25 protein-coding genes are annotated in these 23,202 nt (G+C 42.0%); 13 read left to right on the top strand and 12 right to left on the bottom strand.

Going from position 1 to position 23,202, the window contains the following annotated elements:
- The first annotated feature begins 16 nt into the window (after positions 1-16).
- The 3 genes from AAZR19_RS08420 to AAZR19_RS08410 are packed head-to-tail and all read left to right on the top strand — an operon-like array spanning position 17 to position 1,627.
- On the top strand, positions 17-493 hold the full coding sequence (locus AAZR19_RS08420) for an Lrp/AsnC family transcriptional regulator (RefSeq protein WP_024426311.1): 477 nt from the start codon (positions 17-19) through the stop codon (positions 491-493).
- Between the two features lie 16 nt (positions 494-509).
- Positions 510-1,091, top strand: a complete 582-nt coding sequence (locus AAZR19_RS08415) for a chromate transporter (RefSeq protein WP_041108111.1) — start codon at positions 510-512, stop codon at positions 1,089-1,091.
- A complete protein-coding gene (locus tag AAZR19_RS08410) occupies positions 1,088-1,627 on the top strand; it encodes a chromate transporter (RefSeq protein ID WP_256928141.1) in 540 nt (179 codons plus the stop codon). The genes AAZR19_RS08415 and AAZR19_RS08410 overlap by 4 nt, the downstream gene beginning before the upstream one ends.
- A 33-nt stretch (positions 1,628-1,660) precedes the next feature.
- Here AAZR19_RS08410 and AAZR19_RS08405 read toward each other — a convergent pair whose 3' ends face one another.
- Both AAZR19_RS08405 and AAZR19_RS08400 read right to left on the bottom strand, forming a co-directional pair.
- Complete coding sequence (locus AAZR19_RS08405) at positions 1,661-2,980, bottom strand: UDP-glucose dehydrogenase family protein (protein ID WP_041108113.1); 1,320 nt, start codon at positions 2,978-2,980, stop codon at positions 1,661-1,663.
- A 116-nt stretch (positions 2,981-3,096) separates the two neighbouring features.
- A complete protein-coding gene (locus tag AAZR19_RS08400; RefSeq protein WP_003214884.1) occupies positions 3,097-3,240 on the bottom strand; it encodes a hypothetical protein in 144 nt (47 codons plus the stop codon).
- Between the two features lie 186 nt (positions 3,241-3,426).
- Between AAZR19_RS08400 and AAZR19_RS08395 the strand changes: the two genes are divergently transcribed.
- Entirely contained in the window at positions 3,427-5,034 is a 1,608-nt protein-coding gene (locus AAZR19_RS08395; protein WP_041108115.1) for an SWIM zinc finger family protein, read from the top strand.
- A complete protein-coding gene (locus AAZR19_RS08390; RefSeq protein WP_041108117.1) occupies positions 5,021-7,798 on the top strand; it encodes a DEAD/DEAH box helicase in 2,778 nt (925 codons plus the stop codon). Before AAZR19_RS08395 ends, AAZR19_RS08390 begins: the two co-directional genes overlap by 14 nt.
- A 69-nt stretch (positions 7,799-7,867) precedes the next feature.
- Here the strand turns inward: AAZR19_RS08390 and AAZR19_RS08385 are convergent, their stop codons facing one another.
- The 3 genes from AAZR19_RS08385 to AAZR19_RS08375 all read right to left on the bottom strand — a co-directional run bounded on the left by AAZR19_RS08385 (position 7,868) and on the right by AAZR19_RS08375 (position 10,433).
- Positions 7,868-8,656 (bottom strand): PAS domain-containing protein, encoded by a 789-nt coding sequence (locus tag AAZR19_RS08385; protein WP_029706346.1) that lies wholly within the window; start codon positions 8,654-8,656, stop codon positions 7,868-7,870.
- Positions 8,657-8,809: 153 nt separating this feature from the next.
- The gene (locus AAZR19_RS08380; protein WP_212667500.1) at positions 8,810-9,670 is read right to left on the bottom strand and encodes a Cof-type HAD-IIB family hydrolase; all 861 of its coding nucleotides are present in this window, start codon (positions 9,668-9,670) and stop codon (positions 8,810-8,812) included.
- Positions 9,671-10,073: 403 nt separating this feature from the next.
- A complete protein-coding gene (locus tag AAZR19_RS08375) occupies positions 10,074-10,433 on the bottom strand; it encodes a hypothetical protein (RefSeq protein WP_056765590.1) in 360 nt (119 codons plus the stop codon).
- 117 nt (positions 10,434-10,550) lie between these two features.
- Here AAZR19_RS08375 and AAZR19_RS08370 point away from each other — a divergent pair, with 117 nt between their 5' ends.
- Positions 10,551-10,961 carry a YwpF-like family protein gene (locus tag AAZR19_RS08370; protein WP_024423692.1) on the top strand — a complete coding sequence of 137 codons (411 nt, stop codon included), beginning with the start codon at positions 10,551-10,553 and terminating at the stop codon, positions 10,959-10,961.
- A 27-nt stretch (positions 10,962-10,988) separates the two neighbouring features.
- On the opposite strand, the gene mscL is transcribed toward AAZR19_RS08370, so the two are convergent.
- Both mscL and fabZ read right to left on the bottom strand, forming a co-directional pair.
- Positions 10,989-11,384, bottom strand: coding sequence for a large conductance mechanosensitive channel protein MscL (gene mscL / locus AAZR19_RS08365; RefSeq protein ID WP_024423693.1), 396 nt, complete (start codon positions 11,382-11,384; stop codon positions 10,989-10,991).
- 126 nt (positions 11,385-11,510) lie between these two features.
- On the bottom strand, positions 11,511-11,945 hold the full coding sequence (gene fabZ / locus AAZR19_RS08360; protein WP_075621595.1) for a 3-hydroxyacyl-ACP dehydratase FabZ: 435 nt from the start codon (positions 11,943-11,945) through the stop codon (positions 11,511-11,513).
- 217 nt (positions 11,946-12,162) lie between these two features.
- Between fabZ and AAZR19_RS08355 the strand changes: the two genes are divergently transcribed.
- Positions 12,163-13,218 (top strand): tetratricopeptide repeat protein, encoded by a 1,056-nt coding sequence (locus AAZR19_RS08355; protein WP_076840226.1) that lies wholly within the window; start codon positions 12,163-12,165, stop codon positions 13,216-13,218.
- Between the two features lie 14 nt (positions 13,219-13,232).
- On the opposite strand, the gene AAZR19_RS08350 is transcribed toward AAZR19_RS08355, so the two are convergent.
- The 4 genes from AAZR19_RS08350 to spoIIID all read right to left on the bottom strand — a co-directional run bounded on the left by AAZR19_RS08350 (position 13,233) and on the right by spoIIID (position 16,510).
- The gene (locus AAZR19_RS08350; protein WP_034281197.1) at positions 13,233-14,051 is read right to left on the bottom strand and encodes a flagellar hook-basal body protein; all 819 of its coding nucleotides are present in this window, start codon (positions 14,049-14,051) and stop codon (positions 13,233-13,235) included.
- Between the two features lie 30 nt (positions 14,052-14,081).
- Complete coding sequence (locus AAZR19_RS08345) at positions 14,082-14,921, bottom strand: flagellar hook-basal body protein (RefSeq protein WP_061110178.1); 840 nt, start codon at positions 14,919-14,921, stop codon at positions 14,082-14,084.
- A 124-nt stretch (positions 14,922-15,045) separates the two neighbouring features.
- A complete protein-coding gene (mbl, locus tag AAZR19_RS08340) occupies positions 15,046-16,047 on the bottom strand; it encodes a cell shape-determining protein Mbl (RefSeq protein ID WP_007497573.1) in 1,002 nt (333 codons plus the stop codon).
- A gap of 184 nt (positions 16,048-16,231) precedes the next feature.
- The gene (spoIIID, locus tag AAZR19_RS08335) at positions 16,232-16,510 is read right to left on the bottom strand and encodes a sporulation transcriptional regulator SpoIIID (protein WP_008343327.1); all 279 of its coding nucleotides are present in this window, start codon (positions 16,508-16,510) and stop codon (positions 16,232-16,234) included.
- A 347-nt stretch (positions 16,511-16,857) separates the two neighbouring features.
- Here spoIIID and AAZR19_RS08330 point away from each other — a divergent pair, with 347 nt between their 5' ends.
- From AAZR19_RS08330 to AAZR19_RS08320, 3 genes are all read left to right on the top strand, one after another.
- Positions 16,858-17,271, top strand: coding sequence for a MarR family winged helix-turn-helix transcriptional regulator (locus AAZR19_RS08330; protein WP_024423697.1), 414 nt, complete (start codon positions 16,858-16,860; stop codon positions 17,269-17,271).
- A 15-nt stretch (positions 17,272-17,286) separates the two neighbouring features.
- A complete protein-coding gene (locus tag AAZR19_RS08325; RefSeq protein WP_087976060.1) occupies positions 17,287-18,474 on the top strand; it encodes an MFS transporter in 1,188 nt (395 codons plus the stop codon).
- Between the two features lie 115 nt (positions 18,475-18,589).
- Positions 18,590-19,189, top strand: a complete 600-nt coding sequence (locus AAZR19_RS08320; RefSeq protein WP_056765582.1) for an undecaprenyl-diphosphatase — start codon at positions 18,590-18,592, stop codon at positions 19,187-19,189.
- Between the two features lie 38 nt (positions 19,190-19,227).
- Here AAZR19_RS08320 and AAZR19_RS08315 read toward each other — a convergent pair whose 3' ends face one another.
- Entirely contained in the window at positions 19,228-20,616 is a 1,389-nt protein-coding gene (locus AAZR19_RS08315) for an MFS transporter (RefSeq protein ID WP_434702832.1), read from the bottom strand.
- A 157-nt stretch (positions 20,617-20,773) separates the two neighbouring features.
- On the opposite strand from AAZR19_RS08315, the gene AAZR19_RS08310 reads away from it, so the two are divergent.
- From AAZR19_RS08310 to AAZR19_RS08300, 3 genes are read left to right on the top strand one after another with little or no spacing between them, the layout of a single operon-like run.
- Positions 20,774-21,661 carry a transporter substrate-binding domain-containing protein gene (locus tag AAZR19_RS08310; protein ID WP_065214870.1) on the top strand — a complete coding sequence of 296 codons (888 nt, stop codon included), beginning with the start codon at positions 20,774-20,776 and terminating at the stop codon, positions 21,659-21,661.
- Positions 21,662-21,703: 42 nt separating this feature from the next.
- Positions 21,704-22,381, top strand: coding sequence for an amino acid ABC transporter permease (locus AAZR19_RS08305; protein ID WP_326149027.1), 678 nt, complete (start codon positions 21,704-21,706; stop codon positions 22,379-22,381).
- Between the two features lie 10 nt (positions 22,382-22,391).
- Complete coding sequence (locus AAZR19_RS08300; protein ID WP_076840231.1) at positions 22,392-23,132, top strand: amino acid ABC transporter ATP-binding protein; 741 nt, start codon at positions 22,392-22,394, stop codon at positions 23,130-23,132.
- Positions 23,133-23,202 lie beyond the last annotated feature (70 nt).

Genomic DNA, 23,202 nt, shown 5'->3' with positions numbered 1-23,202 from the left:
GAAAGGTGGTTATACGGTGTCAAAAGACTATAGCATTCCAAACCTAACATTAGACGAAAGAGATAAACAAATTTTATCCCTATTACACGAGGACGGGCGCATGTCTTATACAGATCTCGGCAAACAGGTCGGTCTGTCACGTGTTGCTGTACAAGCCCGCATTCAGCAGCTCATTGAAGCAGGGGTCATTGAACGATTCACCGCTGTAATTAACCCCGCGAAGGTCGGCATTCATGTCTCTGTCTTCTTTAATGTAGAGGTAGAGCCGAAATTTTTAGAAGCGGTAGCCCTTCAGCTTGAAAAGGAAACGGCTGTCACAAGCCTTTATCACATGACAGGACCAAGCAAGCTGCATATGCATGGCATTTTTCAACATGAACAGGAAATGGAGACTTTCCTGACAAAAAAGCTATACCCGCTAGAAGGCGTTGTCAGTGTGGACTGCCAAATGCTCATTAAACGATACAAAAGCCGCATGGGCATGAAATTGTAGACAGGAGTTGAACCACTTGCAATCATATATCGAACTCATTATCGCTATGGTGCGAACCGGGATTCTCGGTTTTGGCGGAGGCCCTTCCGTCATACCGCTTATTCGCCATGAAGCGGTGGTGAAATATCAATGGATCAACGATGACGAATTCGGAGAAACACTCGCCATCGCCAATGCATTACCAGGCCCGATCGCAACCAAAATGTCAGCATACCTCGGCTATCGATTAAAGGGCGTATCTGGCGCAATTGTCGCAACAGCTGCTCATATTTTACCAACATGTCTCGCCATGGTAGCCCTTGTTACACTTGTCAGCGTTTTAAGCTCCTCACAAATCATTCAAAATATGATTGGTGCTGTGACCCCGGTCATTGCCGTTCTACTCGGCATCATGGCATATGAGTTTGGACAAAAAGCGCTGAAAGGCTTCGGCATGATCTTCGGGGTCGCTCTATTCCTTCTTGCCTTTATTGGACTGCAAGTGCTGTCCATTCATCCAGGAATCATCGTGATGATCTTTTTATTTTATGGCACTTTTCATTTTAAACTGAAAAATCATTGGAATCGGTCAAATAAAGAGAAAGGAGTGTCTTCATGATCCTGATTCTCTTTTTATTCTGGGCATTCTTTTTATCCAATCTATTAGGATATGGCGGTGGTCCTGCATCTATCCCGCTCAATTATGAAGAAATCGTCAATCATTTTCATTGGATGACGAACGAAGGATTCTCCAATATGCTGGCCTTAGCCAATGCACTGCCGGGGCCAATCGCTACGAAGATTGCAGCATATGTCGGCTATGACGTCATGGGCTGGCCAGGCTTTATCGTGGCACTGCTTGCCACTGTACTGCCGTCCGCTGTTGGGCTGATTTTATTGCTCAAGCTGATTGACCGCTTTCGTCAATCTTCCGTCGTTAAAGGCATGACCTTATCCGTTCAGCCTGTCATTGCGATGATGATGCTTTTATTAACATGGGAGATCGGCGGAGATGCAGTGAAAGCCATCGGCTGGACGCAATCGCTCACCATTGCTGCGATCTCCTTTTTCTTGATGACCAAATTCAAGCTGCACCCTGCCTTTCTTATTGTGGCTGCTTTCTTATATGGTGGCTTCATTCTGCCGCATTCGTAAAAACCGATAACATTCACTGTTATCGGTTTTCTTTTACATATAAATTGGAGAAACTGATCTGCGCCCAATCGAATGATACTCGACCCCTGCTTGTTCTGCCGCTTCAAGTGTATGACAGTTTCGTCCATCAAAAATAAGCGGCCGCTTCATCCATTTCTTGTAGGAAGCGAGTGGAAACGACTGAATATCCGCCCACTCTGTTAATAGACAGACCGCATCGGCATCCTTGATCGCTTCCTCAATCGTTTGAGCAAATAAAACTTGATCCGGCAGCTCGCGAGCTGCATGCCGGGCAGCAACAGGATCATACGCCACAAGCTCCGCACCTAATTGATGGAGCTCATGAGCGATCGGAATAGATGGTGCCTCCCTCATATCGTCTGTATTCGGTTTAAAGGACAGACCAAGAAGCGCAATTCGCTTCCCTTCAAGAGCTGCCCCCAGCCGCTCCTGAATATTTCGGATAAAACCTGCCCGCTGCTCATTATTTACTTTAATCACAGCCTTTAACAGTTCAAAATCATGGGACACATGCCCTGCAATTTGGACAAGTGCATTTGTATCCTTTGGAAAACAAGAGCCTCCGTAGCCAATGCCCGCTCTGAGAAAGGAAGAACCAATCCGCTGATCAAGCCCCATTCCCTGCGCCACCCATTCAACATCAGCCCCTGTTTTTTCACAAATGGAGGCAATCTCATTCATAAAGCTGATTTTTGTCGCCAGAAATGCATTTGATGCATACTTGATCATTTCAGCACTTTTACGGTCTGTTTTGACCATTGGAAGGTGGAAATCAGCATACATGTCCTCCAGCTGATCTAATACGGCTTTTGTTTCAGCTCCAATCACAAGCCGATCCGCCCTCAATGTATCTGAAATGGCAGAGCCTTCCCGTAAAAATTCTGGGTTAGATGCAATCGCTAGTGGCTCCTTCCGTCCTAATTCTTGATGGATCAACTGATCGATTTGATCTCCCGTTCCGACAGGCACCGTACTTTTCACCACAAGAATCGCCCCTGACTTTGCTTTTAAGCCCATCTCTTTTGCAGCCTGAAACACATACTGTAAATCAGCTTGGCCATCTGCCTGCTGCGGGGTGCCGACTGCAATCATTAACACATCTGCCCGCGGGTAGACTTCCGCTCCATTTATGTGAAAATGAATTCGTCCCTGCTCAAGATTGCGTTTCAATAGCTCTTTTAACCCTGGCTCATACATTGGGGGAGTTCCCTGTTTCAGCTGCATGACCTTTCGGCGGTCAATATCAATACACGCCACATCATGTCCTGCCTCCGCTAAACACACACCTGTCACAAGCCCCACATACCCACAGCCTGCAATCGCAATATTCATGACACCATCAGCTCCCCATACTCCTTATGCTTGTAATGACATCGTATGCCGGGAGCGTTCATTCCATTCTTAAAAGCATACAAAAACCCCCTGCCATCACTAGCAGGGGGTCACTTTTATGAAACAAGACCATTTCGAATATGAGCAATCAGATTTTCAAGCATTTCTTTTGTTGTGACATCATTTGAATTTTCACCAATATCATGAGCGTACATCAAAATCTTTAAAAATTCTTCTTGATTTAAACCCTTATTATCCATGTCTGTATCCTTTCGATTCCACTAATTTCATTATTATATGCTGTAAGGTTGGTTTATGCAATACTCTATTACATCATTCGACAGCTTTTGAAATTTATGACCATTTTCATGAAAAACTTTTTTATAAATCCCCATTGAGCTATAATAAAAGAATTGGAATCTTTTACTTGGTTAGGAGCGGATCAAATGCTTCAGCACAACATCAACGAAGAAGAAATCAAACAAACAGCCGAACAGATCAAAGAACTTCTTCCTGCAACAGATGAAAACAAACAACTCATCAAAAAAGCATTGATTACTTATAGACAGGACAGCGTATATCGGCTCAAGCAAGAGTCTGATACCGAATGGTCAGCTTATGTACATGACGTCGTGGCAGCAAAGGTCCACCTTCATGTGCTGTTTCCTGTGAGAAGCAGCTGCTCATGTCCAGCAGATGGACTTTGTAAACACATTCTTGCTGTCTTCTTTTCGCTATACGCTCAAGTAGAGAGTGTGACCGGATTTACAGAAAATTGGTCAGAAAAAGATGAATTACAGCGCAGCAAAGAACTGATTCGCCAGCACTTCCAAGTGAAGCGCCCAGACGAACAATCACTCCAAAGCTGGCTGACTTTTTTCCAAGAGGAATTTAACCTCTGGCTTAAACGGACACCGAAGCACCAGCAAACGCCACAGCATTTATATTACGGCTATTTATCGATCCTAAAAAAACACGCACCTGCTTCACCTGAATTCAAGAGCTTGTATGCGATTCATACGTCTATTGATGTATGGCTTAGGCTTCATGAACTCGTCGACCTCGGCCGACTTGATGCCGAAAAAGACTTTTATTCCATGAATCCCTATGTAGAACAGCTCATGAACACCATTTTTGATTCAGTGGATCATTTGAAGACATACGCCCTTTCCTTTTCCCTCGATCCGTTTCTTGAAAACACACCAACTGCCGTTCGCACACTTCTTCAAATCAGTGGACCTTTCCAGCATGAACGAGTAGCGGTCTTTATGGAGATTTGGGGCACCATATTAAATAGAGGGAAATGGGTCAAAAAAGAAACAGAATTACTAAAGAACGCCCAGAAGAAAGAACAAACGGTTGAACGTACCATCGGCCTGATGCACATGGATTATTTACTGAAAGAAGACGAAAGCCTCTTTCAGCAATTACAGCTGCTCAATGCGGATATGCTGCCAAATGTGCTCAATTGGCTAAAGGATCTCACAAACCGAAAGGACTGGAAGCGGCTCAAGCTCTGGTATCATGAAATCACCTATATATTAGAGGAATATTGCCAGCTCGACCTTTCCTATAGAGAACTGCGGGGAGCCGTCAGTGATTTCTTCTTTTATTTAGATGCATACTTTAAGCAGACGAAGGATCATCATTTATATGAACGCTACCTACAAATCTGTATGCCCTATGCGTTTACAGAATACAGTCAGCTCTTGTATGCACAGCAGCGTTATGCGGAATGGATTGAGATTCACAGCCTTGTTGGTTTCTCCATTAGTGAACTGGAGAAGGATTTGATCAAGCAGATTGCAAAAGAGGAGCCGGAAGCCCTCATTCCATCGTACCACCGCGAAATCTCATTGCTTCTCGATCAAAAGAATCGAAGTGCTTATCGAGAGTCTGTGAAAATGCTGAAGAAACTGCGCACGCTTTATCATAAAACGAAAAAAACCGCGATCTGGGAAAGGTATGTAAAGCAGCTGCAAGATTCAACAAAACGGCTGCGTGCGTTCCAAGAGGAAATGAAGAAAGGAAAATTGATTGATGACACGCCATAAACAAATTGTCATTCATGCAGAACAAACAGAAGATTTCTCTTTCACCATTTCAGCGCAAGCAGAGGACGGACACCCTGTTCCGCTTAATGAAATGAAGAGGCAGCTTTTCCAATGGCACGAATCTTCTTTCTACGGAACATTCTTAGAAGATGTCAGCTTTATTGGCACACCTGCCTTTCTGTTAAGCCCTTGGATGACCGTTGAGTTGCTGGGAAAAAATTCATTTAATACGTTTAGTCATGTGACATTAACGGATGAAACGGAACCACTGATGAAAACAGCCTCCACCATTTACGAATTCATCGAGGACGAAGATTTCGTTCCCGATTATGAGGCGTGGACAAAAGGCGAACTTCGGTTTAAAGACAAAGAAGGCCTATTAGATGGTTATACGGCTGATTGGTTCTCCTTTGCTGTACAGGATTACATTCAATATGATGATGCCTTGCAGCACAAATGGAACCGCATGACCGCACAATCGCCTGCGCTCTCATCCTTCCAAGGACATTTTCTAGATGAGCAGGATTTCCTGGAGACGATTGGCTGGATTGATGACGAAACGCCGTTCACTGTCGGCTTGCGCTTAAACGAGCCAGATTTTGACGGAGATGATTGGAAAATCGAATTATTTTTGCGTGATAAGAAAAACAGCGACCTTCACTTTTTTGAAGGCATTCGTTCATTGAAAAGGTCTTGGCATCCGTATCAAGATAAAATTTCAAGAGAGCTGGAACGATTCAGTCAAATCGTCCCTTGGCTTTCTTTCACATCTGGCACCACACTTATGTCAGAAGAAGAAGCGTGGCTCTTCCTATCTGAAGCAAGTGAAACACTTGTCAATATGGGCATTGAGATTCTGCTCCCATCGTGGTGGCAAATTGTCAAAGACAGCACGATGATGTTAAAAGCAAGGATTTCTTCTACACCGCGAGGCGAATCGCATGTCGGAATGGACGCATTAATGGACTTTAATTGGCGCTTTGCTACAAACGGCATTGAGCTGACAGAAGATGAGTTCAACGAACTTGTCCAAAGCAAACGACGTCTTGTCAACATTCGAGGACAATGGATCAAAATAGACCCGACCTTCATCCAGCAAATGAAAAAGTGGATGGAGCGTGCCGAAAATGAAGGACTTCACATGTCTGATATTTTATCACGCGAACTGGCAGATCAAGAAGCTTCCTCTGAATCGATTCCAGAACTACTAGACAGTTCAGCATTTGCCCATATTCAATTTGAACTTTCATCGCAATTAAGAGGGCTTGTCCACCAATTAAATGATTCGCACGAGCTGCCTTCTTACGAAATGAGTGATTCCTTCAAAGGCACACTGCGTCCGTATCAGCAGCATGGCGTGAATTGGCTGTTATTTTTAAGATCTCATGGATTTGGGGCTTGTTTAGCAGATGATATGGGACTTGGAAAAACGATTCAAATGATCGCGTATTTCACGTATTTGAAGGAGCAGGAGCAAAATGCCGCTCCATCTCTCATCATTGCGCCGACTTCTGTTTTAGGAAACTGGCAGCGAGAGCTCGAAACGTTCGCACCACATTTGAAGGTTGCCCTGCATTATGGCCCATCGCGTCCACAGGGAGAGGACTTCACAAAAGCATACGAGTCAACAGATATTGTTCTGACGTCTTATGGACTCTCACATTCTGATCGTGATGAATTAACGGCAGCAAAGTGGAATACCATTTGCTTAGACGAAGCCCAAAACATCAAGAACGCCCATACGAAACAATCGAGAGCGATTAGACAGCTCAAAGGACAGCATCACATAGCCCTCAGCGGGACACCAATGGAAAACCGTTTGACAGAGCTTTGGTCCATATTCGACTTCGTCAACAAAGGATACCTCGGTAGCCTGACCAGCTTCCATAAAAAGTTCGTCCTTCCGATTGAAAAAGACCGTGAAGAAAAAAGAATTGAACAGCTGCAGCAGCTGATCAAACCATTTTTATTAAGACGAACAAAACAAGATGAAGAGGTTGCCCTGAACTTGCCTGAGAAACTCGAAGAAAAAGAATTCATACCGCTATCTGCTGAGCAGGCGTCTTTATATGAACAGCTCGTGAAGGATACCTTTGAACATATGGCATCATTAACAGGGATGCAGCGAAAAGCCATTATTTTAAGTATGCTTGGCAGACTCAAACAAATTTGCGATCACCCTGCGCTCTATTTAAAAGAGAGTGGAACAGATGTGAAACTGCTGAAACGTTCGTTAAAAATGGATAAACTCGCAGAGTTGTTAAAAGCGATACATGAGCAAGGAGAAAGCTGCCTCATCTTTACGCAGTATATTGAAATGGGTAACATGATCAAGCAGCTGGCAGAAAAGATGTTTGGAGAACCAGTCCAATTTTTAAATGGCAGTCTCTCAAAACAGGAGCGGGACAAAATGGTGGACCGCTTCCAGAAGAAAGAATTCAACATCTTAATTCTCTCTTTAAAAGCAGGAGGTACAGGACTCAACCTAACCGCCGCAAACCATGTCATTCACTACGATAGATGGTGGAATCCTGCTGTGGAAAACCAAGCGACAGACCGAGCTTATCGGATTGGACAAAAACGATTTGTTCACGTCCATAAGATGATCACAACGGGCACAATCGAGGAAAAAATCGATCAAATGCTCGAAACAAAACAAACATTAAATGATCAAATTATCCAAAGCGAAAGCTGGATTACAGAGCTATCGACAAACGAACTAGAAGACTTATTTACCTTAAGTGCCGCCGCTCAATCATCTTAATCACAGCAAAAAGAGGACTTTTCTCAAGCTTCATGAAAAGTCCTCTTTTTTATTTGATATAAACGTAAGCTAAATGTTCAGTTTTTTCAATGCAGATTTCACATTCATATACGTATTTAATTCACGGAAGTCCTCTCTCATTTCTCCCATCTTCATTGCAAGATTCGGTTTAATTCCTGTCACAATGAGTTCAGTACCCGTCATTAAAATCAAATCGTTCAGCTTAAAGATCGCATCTGCCACAAATGAATCCACTTCTAATAACCCAGACAGATCGACAATAAAATAATCATCCTTGGATTGAGAGATATAGGTGGAGACCGTTGAAATGATCTTATCAAATCTTGGCGCTGTTAACGTACCAATGATCGGTAACACAGAGATACCATCTTTCACCGGAACGATTGGAACAGAAATATTCAGCACTTCATCAATTGATTGCTCAAGAAGCTCCTGCTGTTCCTTCTCTTTCGTGACATCCTTTTGCAGACCAACAAAATAAAGACGTTTTCCTTCCTTTTCGTCAATCCAAAGAGGAGCGACACTTAACTCGTTCCAAAACATTTGTCCAGATTTTTTATAATTTTTCAGCTGAACAGTAACAGCCTCTTTGTTCTCAATGGCTGTTCTAATTTGCTTGAGAGCGATTTGTTCAGTTTCATCTCCCTGAAGGAAACGACAATTCCTCCCCAATACTTCAGTTTCTTGATAGCCTGTCATATCTAAAAAGCCCTTGTTCACATATATTAAAGGATTATCAGGTAAAGACGGGTCCGTCACCGTCAGGCCAACCTGAGTATAGTCCAAGGCTTCCTTGATTAAATGCAGATTTTCGGACTTATAAGATTCCAGCGCCATTCGTTTACTCTCCTTATTTTCCTTACAAGCGGGTTATATTCATAATTAAATTATATGATGTTCCACATCATGTGTAAATAGAAGTGGTTCTGAATTCCTCTTTTGTAGAATGCGCTTCATCCTATGTGATTTATACCACGACATCTGATTCATCTATTTCAAAAGGTGCCGGATCATATGCGCGACACCGTGTTCATCATTTGATAACGTCACGTGATCAGCGATTTCTTTTATATCCTGTCTCGCATTCCCCATCGCAACCCCAACACCAGCAGCTCGAAGCATTGATTCATCATTTAAACTGTCTCCTACAGCCGCTGCCCGGCTTAAAGGAATACCTAGTCTTTCTGCCAGCCTTGTTAAAGCCTGCCCTTTAGACGCGTATTTTGAACCAATTTCAAAGTTATGATCAGCCGAACTGACCAATGTTACATCTGAATCATCACCAAACATATCCCATCCGGCTTTCAATCTGTCTTGAAAAAAAGAAAAACCTAAGATATTGTAAAATGAAAGCTTTCGATCCTCACGAAACAATTCTTTATATGTATCAATATAAGAAAAACCCGACTGGCTGTATTGAACTTCTGCCGCTTGTTTTAAGACATTTTGATCCGTTTCTGGATTTGCACTTTTTAAACGGTCCATTTCAATCGCAAGAAGCTCTCTGCCGCGATTTGGCGTGAAAATGGCTTCGTTTGTAAAGACTTCATAATAATAATCACGTTCTTCAAGCCATGACAGTATGTGTTTAGCCTTTTCTTCTTGTAAAGCAGCTGAATGGTACACTTGTCCAGTTGGATCATGAATTACAGCTCCATTGGCACTAATCACCCATGTATTCATACCAAGCTGGTCAAAAATAGACCTTACATCAAAATACGCTCTCCCTGTTGACACGACAACCTCAATTCCATTCGCAGCTGCTTCCTTTAATGCCTGCTCGTTTTCCTGACTCACTTTGTGTTCACTGTTCAATAAAGTTCCATCTAAATCCGTTGCGATTAATTGAATGTTTGTCATCGTTCTCTCCTTTATGTCTTTATTTTCAACCGACATACCGTTAACAAAATCCATCATCATTATGAAATGAGTATCCACTATTTGCAAGAGCTGATCGGTTAAACAGTGAATAAAAGGGTATCCGGCCACGCAAATATGACCGGATACACACAAAGGGGATTCACAAGGGGACACATGACCTATACAAAGAAGCATTGGTTCTATATTACGCAGTGTTCATATGAACAAGGCAGCATCTATCAGCTTTAGCTAGAGGGGGGCTGTCAGATGATAGACGTTACCTTTTGATTCGTGACTTGCCTCCTTTCCTTTCAGCTACCCCTAGTCTACGGAGAAAGGCCGTATGTGACAAAACAGGAAAATAGCAAAATAGGCCTTCAAATTCTCTATATCCTCATTCATTTCTGTTTTTTACCGCTTGCGTATAAAACATCATCTTGTTTTGTTTGATGAAATACTTATTTTTCATAAATTGATAAAAAATATCTGAATGAATCCAATTACTAGAAGGCATGTGAATATAATCAGATCCGTCCCACGCAAACCAATAAAAACAAAGCCGGCCATCATGAACCGACAGCTGAAACTCAAAACAGTCCATTTGATCCTCGGTGACATATTGAAACGTGAGTGACTCTCCTTCTTCCATATACACATCACAAAATGAAAGAATGTCTCCCCACGAATAAACACGTATATCACTCTTTGCCTTGTCGTCGCCAATATGAATGTTTCTTAATTGATAGGACTCCATAAAACATCTCCTTTCACTCATGTGCAGCTAGTTCTAAGCAGGCAGCGGTTTCATTTATACAGATGTTGTATGCTATAATAATACTTACGAATAACGAACGCTTGTGAGGTGATAAATATGAAAACCTTTAGGCTGATTGATTTAAAAATTGAACTTGATCCACAGCAAGATAAAATGTCCAGTATTCCCCTTCGTGACGGTTTAATCATTAATAAAGAAGACGGTGAAAATCACTGGATGATCGAGGCACTCATTCCAAAGAAACATAGACAGGTGTTTGAGGTACTCTTTCAGCAGCACACAGAAGTGAAGATTCTTGTAACGATCACTAAAGAAAACAACCGCCCTGTTCATCTATCTGTCCAAGTCAAAAACATCGTTGCCTTAGAAGAAAACATTTCTGTGTTACTCGATGGTAAAATGATTACAAATCGTTACAGAACAGAAACTGAAGAAGTATTAAAAGACCTCGTCAAAGAGGGGTTGTCAGGAGAAAAACTACTGGATGCTTTTAAACAAAACACATAAAAAAGAGCGGGATCAGCCGCTCTTTTTCTATTGCACATCTTTAGACTGGCTTTGATTTTTCAATAAATCTCTGATTTCAGTTAGCAAAACTTCCGTTTGATCCGGCGTTTCCACAACCTCTTCTTCCTCAACCTTTTTCCGTTTTAACTTATTCAAATAACGAATAAAGATAAAAATGGAAAACGAGATAATTAAGAAATCAACCACTGTTTGAATAAAGTTCCCATATAAAATTTGAGCAGCTCCGATTTTAATGGATAAACCGCTAAAATCATGCCCTCCAATAATAATACCGACAAGCGGCATAATTAAATCATTCACAAGAGAAGTGACAATTTTGCCAAATGCTCCCCCAATGATGACACCTACAGCCAAGTCAATGACATTGCCCTTGACAGCAAACTCTCTAAATTCTTTCAGCATCCTTTATCACCTTCATCTTTTTTTGTCTAATATGACGTTTTTTTGTCAAAAATGCAAGTCCTTATCCGTTCAGACTGGTTGTTTCCATATAAAAAGCGATTCATCCTTGATGAACCGCCAGGCAAATCATGATACTTTAGGACCGATAGAAAATGTGAGTTCTGCTTCACATGCCACTTCGCCATCTACTGTGGCTACTGCTTTTCCTTTGGCAACTGGACCGCGAAGACGCGTCACTTCAACCTCTAAACGAAGCTGATCGCCAGGCTTGACCTGTCTTTTGAAACGGCAGCCGTCAATTCCTGCAAACAAACCAATTCTCCCTTGGTTCTCTTCTTTACCTAAAATGATGACCCCAAAAACCTGAGCAAGCGCTTCTACGATAAGCACACCCGGCATGACTGGATATCCTGGGAAATGACCGTTAAAAAATTCTTCATTTACTGTTACATTTTTGATTCCAACCGCTCTTTTGTCACCATCAACCTCTAAAATACGGTCGACCAATAAGAATGGGTAACGGTGTGGAATAATGTCTTGAATTTGCTGAGCATCAAGCATATCTTGATCTCTCCTTTTTTCTATATCGATGATCTTGATTTGATTCCTATAGAAGTATATTATGTTTGCTGGTATTTTTCAACGTCCACTCCACTTTATGGTAAAAAATAGAATCTATCATTACCAATTGTCATCAAATATAATCCACACTACACTCATTGTTTTTTCACAAATATGGTAATATATATTACATCATTGATTGAATAAGAGGGTAAAAATGAATTTTATGAGCGATAAATCCATAAAAAAACTTCTCCATTCCTGGTATACAATGCTAAAGCATCGACATTTTTCGAAGGCTGAAGAAATCAAAAAAACACTGCTAAAATATAAACGCAAATTATCAAAAAAACAGGAACTCTATTTCCATTATCAGCTGATGCTTTTCCGTCATCAGCTCTGGATGAATCAGACAGAGGACTTAGAAAAACTCAAACATGAACTGCTGCCCCACAAAGATGATATGAACGAAGAACTGCAATATTATTTTTATTTCTTTCTCGGATTATATGAATCTTTAAAAAGTGATCAAAATGATGCGATTCATTATCTCGAACAGGCAGAGGAACGACTGCCATTACTTAACGATGAGCTGGAGGAAGCAGAGTTCCATTTCCGTACAAGCGGTGTTTATTATAACAACCGTTACTCGTTGTTATCGATTCGTCATATTCAAAAAGCCATGGATATTTTTGCAAAGCACGGAGATATCCATAGCATCTATCGGTGTAAAATTGTGCTCGCTCTTAACTATAGCGACCAAAAAAAATATAAGGAAGCGGAAGATATTTTCATTGAAATTATTGATTATGTGAAAAAAATTGATGATCAAGAGCTGCTCGGTATCGTTTATTATGATGCTGGCTTTATTCAGTCAAGACAAAACCGTCATAAGGAAGCGCTGGAATACTTCAAAAAAGCGCTTCGTCTTCCAGCATACCGAAAGTCAGCACACTCCTATGTATCGTGCCTATACGAAACTGTGCGTTCCTGTTTTAAAGAAAATTTAACCGATGAAGGGATGAAATATATTCAAAAAGGACTGAAAGAAGCCGTTGCTTCCCAGTTTGATATATTAAGAATGAAGTTTCAAATCTTATCTCTTCTCTACAGCCAAACGCCAAAGGCAGATGAGCAGATCGCCACTCTCGTCACATGTCTTGAACGAAAAGAAGCCTGGATTGATCTTGAGGATCTGCTTGCTGATGTCTCAGATTTTTATAAAAAAAAGGGCGACTTTGAGCGAGCCGCCTTTTTTATCATGAGAGGCTGATACCAGCCTGCTGATTATCGAATTGTATTAATTAATCCCAGCATTTGATCGCCCATCGTAATCGTTCTTGAATTCATCTGATAGGAACGCTGTGTTGTCATGAGGTCTGTTAATTCTTTCGACATGTCCACATTTGACGTTTCCAGTGCACCTTGCTGAAGCTGAATCGCCTCTCGGTTTGCTCCATTTAGTGCAGTTAATGCGCCTTGATAGGTTCCGTCGACCGAGAACAAATTATCTCCTTCAGAGACAAGTGCTGACGAATTATTGACTTGTACAACGCCTAGATTCACTTGCTGATTCGGTTGATTATCTCTTGAAATCGCCGTAAGCCGTCCATTTTTATCGATTGAAATATCACGGAAATTCGCATTTAAGACGATTGCATTCCCGTTTTCATCAAGAATCGGATAGCCTTCGCTCGTGACAAGCTGCACTTGGTTACGGTTATTGCCCGGCTGCAAGTAGAGTGAGCCATCTCTTGTATAACGGATATTACCGCCGGCGTTGACCTGCAAATACTGCGACGGCGCTCCGAAGGCAACATCAAGATCACGTCCTGTTTCTTTAATCGAGCCTTGCAGCGAGTTAATGGACGCATTGACCATTGTCCCCGTTCCAAGCCTTAACCCAGCAGGTGTCAGACGACTGTTTGCCACCTGCTCATTTTTTTCATCTACCTGATTAAACTGCTGTCTGATCAGCTCTGAGAAACGGGTATTTTTCGCACGGTACCCTGTTGTTTCACTGTTCGCGATGTTGTTGCTGATGATGTCAAGCTGCTTTTGCACTTCATTCATTGATACAGCTGCGTTTATCATCGTTCTAAGCATAATTATCCTCCTTTCTTTTTCATTTCTTGATTAGTACACTCTGCCAATTTCATTCACTGCTTTTTCTAAGCTTTTATCATACGCCTGAACCACTTTTTGATTTGTTTCAAATGCTCGGTAGGCCGTTGTCATATCTGTATATGATTTCGTCACATCCACGTTCGACAGCTCCGATACGCCTTGGCTTAACGTATAGGACATTTGACCGTTATTGACTGCACTTGGCAGTGGCTGGTTATCAGCTGTACGGTATAAATCATTTCCTTCACGCGCTAGGTTTCTTGTATCCATCGCAACACGTACATCGATTTGACCAAGATTTTGGCCATTTTCAGACACAGTACCATCTGCATTCACTTTGAAATTCTCACTCTGAACCGTAATCGGCTGACCTGTCACGGAAAGAAGGGCGCGTCCATTAATCGTCAGCTGATTTTGTGCGTTCAATGTAATGGAGCTACTTTTCGTATAACGAACGCCTTCTGGTGTGTTGACCGCATAAAATAGCGCTGATTTCTGATTGGTCTCCGGATTGATCGGCACATTATTTTCAACTAGTGCTACATCTGTTGTTTGATCTGTTGTTTTTAAAGTTCCCTGTGTAAATTGAGGGATTAATTCCTGCATATATGTCCCAGTATTGATTCCACCAATCGGCGATTGCAGTGGAACACTAAAGCCTTTGCCTGAAGATGTTTGGAAACGTCCTGATTCCATTCGGCTCAGCAGCATTTCTGGAAATGCACGCATTGCCCCTTCATCCGCTTTATAGCCTGGGGTATTCGCATTTGCGATATTATTTGAAAGCATTTCTGTCCGCCGCTCTTGAGCGATCATGGCAGATGTTGCGGTGTATAGTCCTTTTAACACGTGCTCACCTCATTCAAATTCTTTCACACGACCTAAACACAATCTTCTATGAAATATATCGGCTGATTAGCAGGGTTCTTTAATAAAAATCCCCCATTCTTTCTAAAAAGAATGAGGGAAATCATTAGCTGAGTTTACGCTTCGGCAGCTTGTCCATATTATCAAGCATCACGCCCGTACCAACTGCTACACAGTCCATTGGATTTTCAGCAACGAAAACTGGTACTTTCAGCTCTTCTGCAAGCAATTGATCAAGCCCGTTTAGAAGAGCTCCGCCACCTGTAATGATGACGCCGCGATCGATAATATCAGCTGATAATTCAGGCGGTGTTCTTTCAAGAACTTGTTTCGCAGCCTGAACAATCGCAGATACAGATTCACGCAATGCTTCTTCTACTTCTTTGCTTGTGACGGTAATCGTTCTTGGTAATCCTGTCACCATGTCTCGTCCACGAATCGAAATCTCTTCGTGACGTGCGTCTGGGAATACCGTTGCAACTTGGATCTTAATATCCTCAGCCGTGCGCTCACCGATCAACAGCTTGTACTCTTTTTTAATGTAGTTTAGAATTTCCAGATCAAATTTGTCTCCAGCCATTTTAATAGAAGAGGCGGTTACAATGTCACCCATTGAGATGACAGCGATATCTGTCGTTCCGCCTCCAATATCTACGACCATGTTTCCACTTGGCTGAAAAATATCCATACCAGCACCAATCGCTGCTACTTTTGGCTCTTCTTCAAGAAATACATGCTTACCACCACTTTTTTCAGCAGCTTCTTTGATCGCCTTCTGCTCAACAGATGTAATATTTGTCGGGCAGCAGATGAGCATACGCGGCTTAGAGAACAGCCCTTTCACATTTAATTTGTTAATAAAATGCTTGAGCATCGCTTCAGTTACTTCAAAATCAGCGATTACGCCGTCTTTTAATGGACGAATCGCAACAATATTCCCAGGCGTACGTCCAACCATACGTCTAGCCTCTTCTCCAACAGCCAAAACTTTCCCGCTGTTTTTGTCAAGAGCTACCACAGATGGTTCATTTAACACAATTCCTTTTCCTTTGACATGAATCAGTACATTTGCAGTACCAAGATCAATTCCAATATCCCTAGCAAACATCTATATATATCCTCCTTGAAAATCTGTTTCCATAGCAAATACCACATTCTGCCCTAATTATATATTCTATCATAATTTGCAGAAAAAAAGATATTTCTTTACAAAAGTCTTTACAAAATTTGTGGTTAGAAACTACCGATATGAGGAAGATATATATATCATGTTTATGAACAAAGAACTAAGCTTACTGTTTCACAGGCTCGCCTTCTAAAATTTCTTCTTTTTTATACTTTAACTTGGTGGCTTCTCCTCCTCGCAAGTGGCGGATTGATTTATGATAATCCAGTATCTCCTTTACTTCATTAGCCAGATCTGGATTAATTTCTGGCAGTCTTTCTGTTAGATCCTTGTGTACAGTACTTTTAGAGACTCCAAATTCTTTCGCAATAACACGAACGGTTTTCTTTGTCTCCACGATATACTTTCCTATCTTGATTGTTCGCTCTTTGATGTAATCGTGCACACCACTCGACCTCCCTAAAATGGATGTGAGAAGTGTGAAATGAGATCCGTATGAAGATTATCCATTTTCAGCGGCGCTTGTTCGTCGTAATTTCTCATCCATTAGGTAGTAAATGCCAAACACGATCCCTCACCTCAAACACTCTCTTTGTCAGGTTTGTAACAGTGTATTAGCATTGAATAGGGAATATGCTAAAAATGAAGATGGGACAAGGGATTTATCAGGAAAGGCAAAACAAAAAATCATTTCGGGGCGCGAAAATTTCCACTTTACAAGAAAGGGTTCAGCACGTAAAATAGAAAAGGTGAATTTATTTACCTAGCTAAATATTTAAAAAAGGTGAGCATATGGATACGTTAAATAGAGAGTGTTTACATCAAATACATCAAGGCGCACGGCTGCTGTCTAAAAAGGCGAACGAAGCGCTTGCTGCTTATGACTTGTACATGTCCCAGTGGACTGTGCTTTTTTGTTTGGATACATTCGGCCCAAAAACCCAAAAAGACATCTGGACATATTTGAATGTCGAAGCACCGACCATCACCAGAACCGTCACCCGCTTAGAAGCAAACGGCTGGGTGAAACGTGTACAAGGCAAAGACAAACGTGAGAATCTGATCGTGATGACAGATGATGCAAAAGCCCGATTTGAAGAAATCAAACGCACGATGGAACAATTTGAAGAAGAATGTCTTTCAGATTTTACCTACGAAGAAAAACAACTCCTCCATACACTTTTACACAAATTATCAACTGAATAGGAAGTGACATACATCATGAACGAACGCATATGGACAAAAGACTTTATCATGATTGTCCTGGTGAATTTATTTACGTTCACCTCTTTTTATGCCCTTTTGACATTACTGCCCATTTACACAATGGATGAACTAAATGGAACAGAATCACAGGGCGGTCTCCTTGTGACGGTCTTCTTATTATCTGCTATTGTGACAAGACCGTTTTCTGGCGCCATTATTGAGAAATTCGGCAAAAAACGGATGGCGATTTTCTCTTCTACAGCCTTTGCCTTACTCACTTATTTATACATTCCAATTGATCAATTCCAAACGCTCCTTGGGCTGCGTTTCGTACAAGGGATCTTTTTTAGTATTTTGACGACAGTTGCCAGTGCCATTGCGGCTGATATGATCCCGAAACATAAACGCGGGGAAGGACTCGGATACTTTGTGATGTCTATGAACCTCGCTGTTGTCATCGGTCCGTTTATCGCACTGAATCAAGTAGGAAAAATAGGATTTCATTCCTTATTTCTTCTCTTTTCCATTATCGTGACGATCGGAGCTGCTTTTACGATGCTGATTAGACAGCCAGAGCCTGAAAACGGTGGAAGCATTGTCTTCCGATTCACGTTTTCGCATCTGTTTGAAAAAGGCGCATTAAAAACAGCGGCCGTCGGCATTATTATTTCCTTCTGTTATTCGCCGATTATTTCATTTATTTCAGTTTATGCCAATTCACTTCATTTGATGGGTGCAAGCAGTTATTTCTTTATTGTGTTTGCGGCTGCAATGCTTGGATCACGTCCATTTACAGGCAGACTTTTTGACCGGGTTGGAGCTCACGTTGTGATCTATCCTTCGATTGCCCTTTTTGCCATTGGTTTATGGATGCTGACAGCGACACATTCCGCTACAATGCTTCTTCTATCAGGCGCTGTGATTGGACTTGGCTACGGATCGCTCGTGCCATGTTTACAAACACTTGCGATTCAGCACTCACCAGCTCATCGTACGGGATATGCCACGGCTACTTTCTTCACCCTGTATGATACAGGTATTGCTGCCGGCTCATTTGTCTTTGGACTCCTTGTCAGTTTCACAGACTTTTCAAATGTGTACCTCATTGCGGGTATTGTGGTCTTACTGAGTATGGGCGTTTTTTATTGGAGCGAACGAAAACCCCAGGAAGCAAATGCACAAAAGGTCTCCCTTTCAGAATAAAAGGATACTATTTTAAACTTCGCCGGAAACATGCTAAAATATAGGATATTTCAAATAGAGCATACCGGCTTTTTTTGAAAAATAGTTGGCACTAAGTGAAAGTATAGGTGATGTTTTGAATTACGAATTGTTTAAAGTCATACACGGGATGGCTCACCATTCTGAGTTTTTAGATCAGGCCATGATCTTTATTACGAAAAAGGCCATTCTTGTGTACGCCCTTGTCTTATTGATTTGCTGGTTTTTAGGGAATCACAAATTTAAGAAGCATGTCTTCTTTTCCGGTGTAACAGGCATTGTAGCACTTATCGTCAACTTTGCCATTACATTGTTTCATTATGAAGAGCGGCCGTTTGTGGCGCATAAAGTCGACACACTCATCCCGCACTCAGCAGACGCTTCCTTCCCAAGTGACCATACAACAGGTGCATTGGCTCTTTCACTAGCCATTCGATCCCGTAATAAAAAGCTCGGCAACATCTTGCTCGTCTTTGGATTACTTACAGGATTCTCCCGCATCTGGGTCGGTCATCATTATCCATTTGATGTTTTAGGCAGCTTGGTCGTATCGATTGTGGTTGTCTTTATCATGAATAAATTATGGAAGTTCTTTGACTCTCCAATTGATCGCATCGTAACATTTTACGAGACAATTGTAGGGAAAATTTTCAGAAGGAAGACAAAGGATCAGGGCTCAGACCTGTCCAACTCTTAAGCGGCCTTGCGATAACGTGATGAAGATTCTTCTCTCACTTATCGCGCCGCTTTTTTTATTGGCTGTCTCCCTCTAACCATACTTGATAAATAAAGACTGACGCCAATGCCAATAAGAGAAATGATGATCAATGTCCAGCCTAATTGTGCAAAATGAGCACCAGCAATTTCATCCCCAAACAGCATACCAAGCACAGCAGACGACAGAATAGAACCAAGGTAGCGGCATGTTTGAAAAAGTCCAGAGGATGTGCCAATCATTTGCTGAGGACTTGCCTTGAGCATCGCAGCTTGAAGCGCGACATTCCCAATCCCATAACTGAGCCCAAGCAGCGCCAGAACCAATCCTTTCCCCCATAATGGCGCAGGAATAAAAAAGAAAGTCATGGCAGACGCTCCAGCCAGCATCAATACTGCACTCGCTAAAACTGGATGGCGTTCATCCCCGCGATCCACCCACTTTCCTGTCAGCGGCGACACAATAATGCTCACCCCTGACATACACAGCATAAAAAGACCCGTCATCTCCACACGCCAGCCTAACTCATCCTGAAAATAACTCGGCAAACCAAAAAAGAGACAATAGAAAAAGATATTTAAAATGATAAATTGCACATACACAAGTGACAGCCGCTGCTCTTCTCTGAACATCCGTATTTGAATAAACGGTTCATCCACCTGATACTCCCACCAGATAAAAGCGCCTGCACTCAGGAGACAAAGAATGCCTTGAACATATTGAATGCCATCACCCAGTGATAATAAAAATGAAAGCAGGAGAACAATGCAGACGGTAAAAAGAAGCATCCCTGGCAAATCGAGTGTTCGCACAGTTTCGCCTATGCGCAGCTTTCTCTTTTTCTGCTCCTTCGGAAACAACAATAGACCGAGAAAGAAACTAATCAAAATAAACGGCAGATTCACTAAGAAGATAGCCGGCCAGCCGCCAATGGTCATCAGAAATCCGCCAAGCGTCGGTCCAAGCGCCGTCATCGCTGAAGCAAAAATGGACAATACCGCTAACGCCGAAGCCTGTCTTTCTTGAATATGATCCCGAATGAGTCCGACCCCAGAAGGATAAATGGCACTGCTTCCAATTGCCTGTAACAAACGGATCACAATCAGCACCGCAAACGTTGGGGCAAACGGCGCGCAAATGGCTGAGAGTGCGACAAGAACCAGACCGAATAAAAATAAGGTTCTCCGGCTCATCACATGATCCCCAATCCGGCCGCTCACTGGCTGTGTTACTGCACTGGCTAAATAAAAAGAAGAAATAAGCCAAGATACGGTCGTAAACGACAAACCGAATTCATGCTGAATTTGATGCAAGGCCAAAGAAATCATTGATGAATTCAGCGGATTCAACATCGTTCCAAAGGCAATAGCGGTTAAAAAAACTTTTCGATTGTCTCTCCACTTGTTCATACACTGACCTCCTTTTTGCAACCCTTTCGTTATTATGAGAATCATTTCCCTTTTTTACCCTAATCATTTCAAGTTCTCTCTTAGAAAAGCAAGTCATACATTCTAAAAAGGACGATTGTTGGAATAACACATATAAAATTGAGAATATGAGGAACAAATGGTAAGATGCTACACATATTTAAAAGCCTACTTTCTCCTTATATGGAGAACGGCTGAAAAGGAGGAGAAGCTTATTATTAAAAAAAGACGGTTTTGGGTCCCAGCCCTTTTCTCGGTTGCAGTATTACTTCTGTCTTCGTGTGGTTCAAATGAAACAAATGGGAACGGAGATAAACGTAATTCTACAGCGAAAGGGTCGCCAATTTTGGAGGATGGAAAATTTATTTTTGCAGCATCAGGTGAATTTCATCCGTTTAGTTACATGGATGGAAATCAGATGTCCGGCTTTGATATCGACGTAGGCAATGCGATTAGTGACAAACTAGGTCTTGAACCTATACAGAAAAAATATAAATTCGCAGGCATCGTCGAAGGCGTGAAAGCAGGTAAATTTGATGCGGCAGTTGCAAGTCATACCATCAATGAGGAACGAAAAAAACACGTCCTTTTTTCTAAGCCCTATTACTACTCTGGTCCGCAAATTTTCACAAGACCCGGATCAGACATTCAGCATGCTGATGACTTAAAAGACAAAGAAATTGCTGTATCCAAAGGATCGTCCTACGCTGATATTGCTAAGGAACATAGCGGGCAAGAACCAAAATATTATGATAGTGATGTCGTCGCCTTAGAAGCACTGGCCAACGGAAAACACGATGCAGTCGTAACAGATTTCGCCACAGGTGCAGAAGCGATGAAGAAAAAATTGAACATCACAGCGCAGGAAAGACTCGGACAAAGTGAGCAGGCAATTGCTGTATCAAAAGAAAATGAACAGCTCATAAAAGAGATCAACGATGCGATTGACGCACTAAAAAAAGACGGAACATTAAAACAAATTAGCGAAAAGTACTTTGATGAAGACATCACGGTCAAACAAGATTAAAACCACGATTGTGCGCCCTTTTTATAGGCGCACTTTCTTCAAATGGAGATGATTGTTTTGCCTACCCTATCACACTTTTTTCAGACACTGATTGATTCAAGAGGTATTTTCTTAGAAGGAATGCTGATCACCTTACAGCTCACAGTGATCAGCATCTTCATCGGTATGTTCATCGGGCTTTTCTTTGCTTTATTGAAAATATCCCGCATAGCCATTTTCGGTTATATCGCCAATGCTTATATCTTTCTTGTGCGCGGAACACCACTTATTGTTCAAATTTTCATCCTATATTTCGGCCTCACAGAATTGAATATACCCGACTTCTGGGCTGCTTCCATTGCGCTTGCCTTTCATAATGGCGCCTATATAGCAGAAATATTCAGAGGCGCCATCCAATCCATCGATCAGGGGCAAAAAGAGGCAGGACGATCTCTTGGCATGGGTCGTTTTTTAACAATGAGACGCATCATTCTCCCGCAAGCGATGCGGCGTGCCCTCCCCCCTCTTGGCAACCAGTTCATTATCGGCTTAAAAGACTCATCACTCGCCGCCTTTATCAGTGTCAATGAACTATTTAATGTCGCCACCACGCAAGGCTCCAACAGCTTTGACAATATGACGTATTTACTTGTTGTAGCCGTCTATTACTTAGTTCTTGTCCTGCTGTTAACATTCGCTGTCCAAACCTTTGAGAAGAAACTATCAGCCAGTGACCAATAGGAGGAGAAGCATGACAGAATCAAAGGAAATCATTCGTGTTGAAAAACTCAATAAATATTTTGGAGAGCTTCATGTTTTAAAAGATATCAATCTCACCGTTTATGAAAATGATGTGGTCGTCTTAATTGGCGCAAGCGGTTCTGGAAAAAGCACCTTGCTCCGCTGTATGAACTTTTTAGAAATAAAAAATGATGGAGACATTATCATTGATGGCAGTCCTGTTCATCCAAAGCGCGATCAATTAAACGAAATGAGACAAAAAATAGGGATGGTGTTTCAGCATTTTAATCTTTTCCCACACAAAACTGTGCTTGATAATATCATCGAAGCGCCTGTTATGGTGAAAAAAACAAAGAAAGCGCAAGCCATCGCTGAAGCCAGCGCCTTGCTAGAAAAAGTCGGGCTTGCGGATAAAGCCAACGTATATCCTTCTAAACTATCAGGCGGCCAAAAACAGCGTGTAGCCATAGCCAGATCCCTCGCCATGAAGCCTGATGTCATGTTATTTGACGAACCTACGTCTGCCCTCGATCCAGAGCTTGTAGGCGAGGTGCTGCAAACGATGAAAAGCCTCGCAAAAGAAGGCATGACCATGGTCATCGTCACACATGAAATGGGCTTTGCGAAAGAAGTTGCCGATCGTGTCGTCTACATGCACGAAGGCCGCATCGTCGAAGAAGGCGTCCCTTCGGAATTGTTTGATTCTCCTAGGGAGGAACGTACAAAACTGTTTCTCAGCTCCATTTTATAGGTCAAACGCCCTTCATTTTTAGTGCTTAACTTACGTTTTTGCTCATTTTTTACGAACTTTTCATCCATTT

This window comes from Bacillus sp. Je.9.29.b, assembly GCF_051129925.1.
GTDB classification, from domain to species: Bacteria; Bacillota; Bacilli; order Bacillales; family Bacillaceae; genus Bacillus; species Bacillus safensis.
The sequence above is the reverse complement of the archived record's forward strand: the minus strand, read 5'-3'. Positions and strand labels throughout refer to the sequence as shown.

Excerpts from the sequence above, each read along its gene's own strand:
- AAZR19_RS08410 (WP_256928141.1), top strand. The coding sequence starts at position 1,088 with ATGATCCTGATTCTCTTTTTATTCTGGGCATTCTTTTTATCCAATCTA.
- AAZR19_RS08405 (WP_041108113.1), bottom strand. The coding sequence starts at position 2,980 with ATGAATATTGCGATTGCAGGCTGTGGGTATGTGGGGCTTGTGACAGGT.
- AAZR19_RS08400 (WP_003214884.1), bottom strand. The coding sequence starts at position 3,240 with ATGGATAATAAGGGTTTAAATCAAGAAGAATTTTTAAAGATTTTGATG.
- AAZR19_RS08395 (WP_041108115.1), top strand. The coding sequence starts at position 3,427 with ATGCTTCAGCACAACATCAACGAAGAAGAAATCAAACAAACAGCCGAA.
- AAZR19_RS08390 (WP_041108117.1), top strand. The coding sequence starts at position 5,021 with ATGACACGCCATAAACAAATTGTCATTCATGCAGAACAAACAGAAGAT.
- AAZR19_RS08385 (WP_029706346.1), bottom strand. The coding sequence starts at position 8,656 with ATGGCGCTGGAATCTTATAAGTCCGAAAATCTGCATTTAATCAAGGAA.
- AAZR19_RS08375 (WP_056765590.1), bottom strand. The coding sequence starts at position 10,433 with ATGGAGTCCTATCAATTAAGAAACATTCATATTGGCGACGACAAGGCA.
- AAZR19_RS08370 (WP_024423692.1), top strand. The coding sequence starts at position 10,551 with ATGAAAACCTTTAGGCTGATTGATTTAAAAATTGAACTTGATCCACAG.
- mscL (WP_024423693.1), bottom strand. The coding sequence starts at position 11,384 with ATGCTGAAAGAATTTAGAGAGTTTGCTGTCAAGGGCAATGTCATTGAC.
- fabZ (WP_075621595.1), bottom strand. The coding sequence starts at position 11,945 with ATGCTTGATGCTCAGCAAATTCAAGACATTATTCCACACCGTTACCCA.
- AAZR19_RS08355 (WP_076840226.1), top strand. The coding sequence starts at position 12,163 with ATGAATTTTATGAGCGATAAATCCATAAAAAAACTTCTCCATTCCTGG.
- AAZR19_RS08350 (WP_034281197.1), bottom strand. The coding sequence starts at position 14,051 with ATGCTTAGAACGATGATAAACGCAGCTGTATCAATGAATGAAGTGCAA.
- mbl (WP_007497573.1), bottom strand. The coding sequence starts at position 16,047 with ATGTTTGCTAGGGATATTGGAATTGATCTTGGTACTGCAAATGTACTG.
- AAZR19_RS08330 (WP_024423697.1), top strand. The coding sequence starts at position 16,858 with ATGGATACGTTAAATAGAGAGTGTTTACATCAAATACATCAAGGCGCA.
- AAZR19_RS08325 (WP_087976060.1), top strand. The coding sequence starts at position 17,287 with ATGAACGAACGCATATGGACAAAAGACTTTATCATGATTGTCCTGGTG.
- AAZR19_RS08315 (WP_434702832.1), bottom strand. The coding sequence starts at position 20,616 with ATGAACAAGTGGAGAGACAATCGAAAAGTTTTTTTAACCGCTATTGCC.
- AAZR19_RS08310 (WP_065214870.1), top strand. The coding sequence starts at position 20,774 with ATGGTAAGATGCTACACATATTTAAAAGCCTACTTTCTCCTTATATGG.
- AAZR19_RS08305 (WP_326149027.1), top strand. The coding sequence starts at position 21,704 with ATGGAGATGATTGTTTTGCCTACCCTATCACACTTTTTTCAGACACTG.
- AAZR19_RS08300 (WP_076840231.1), top strand. The coding sequence starts at position 22,392 with ATGACAGAATCAAAGGAAATCATTCGTGTTGAAAAACTCAATAAATAT.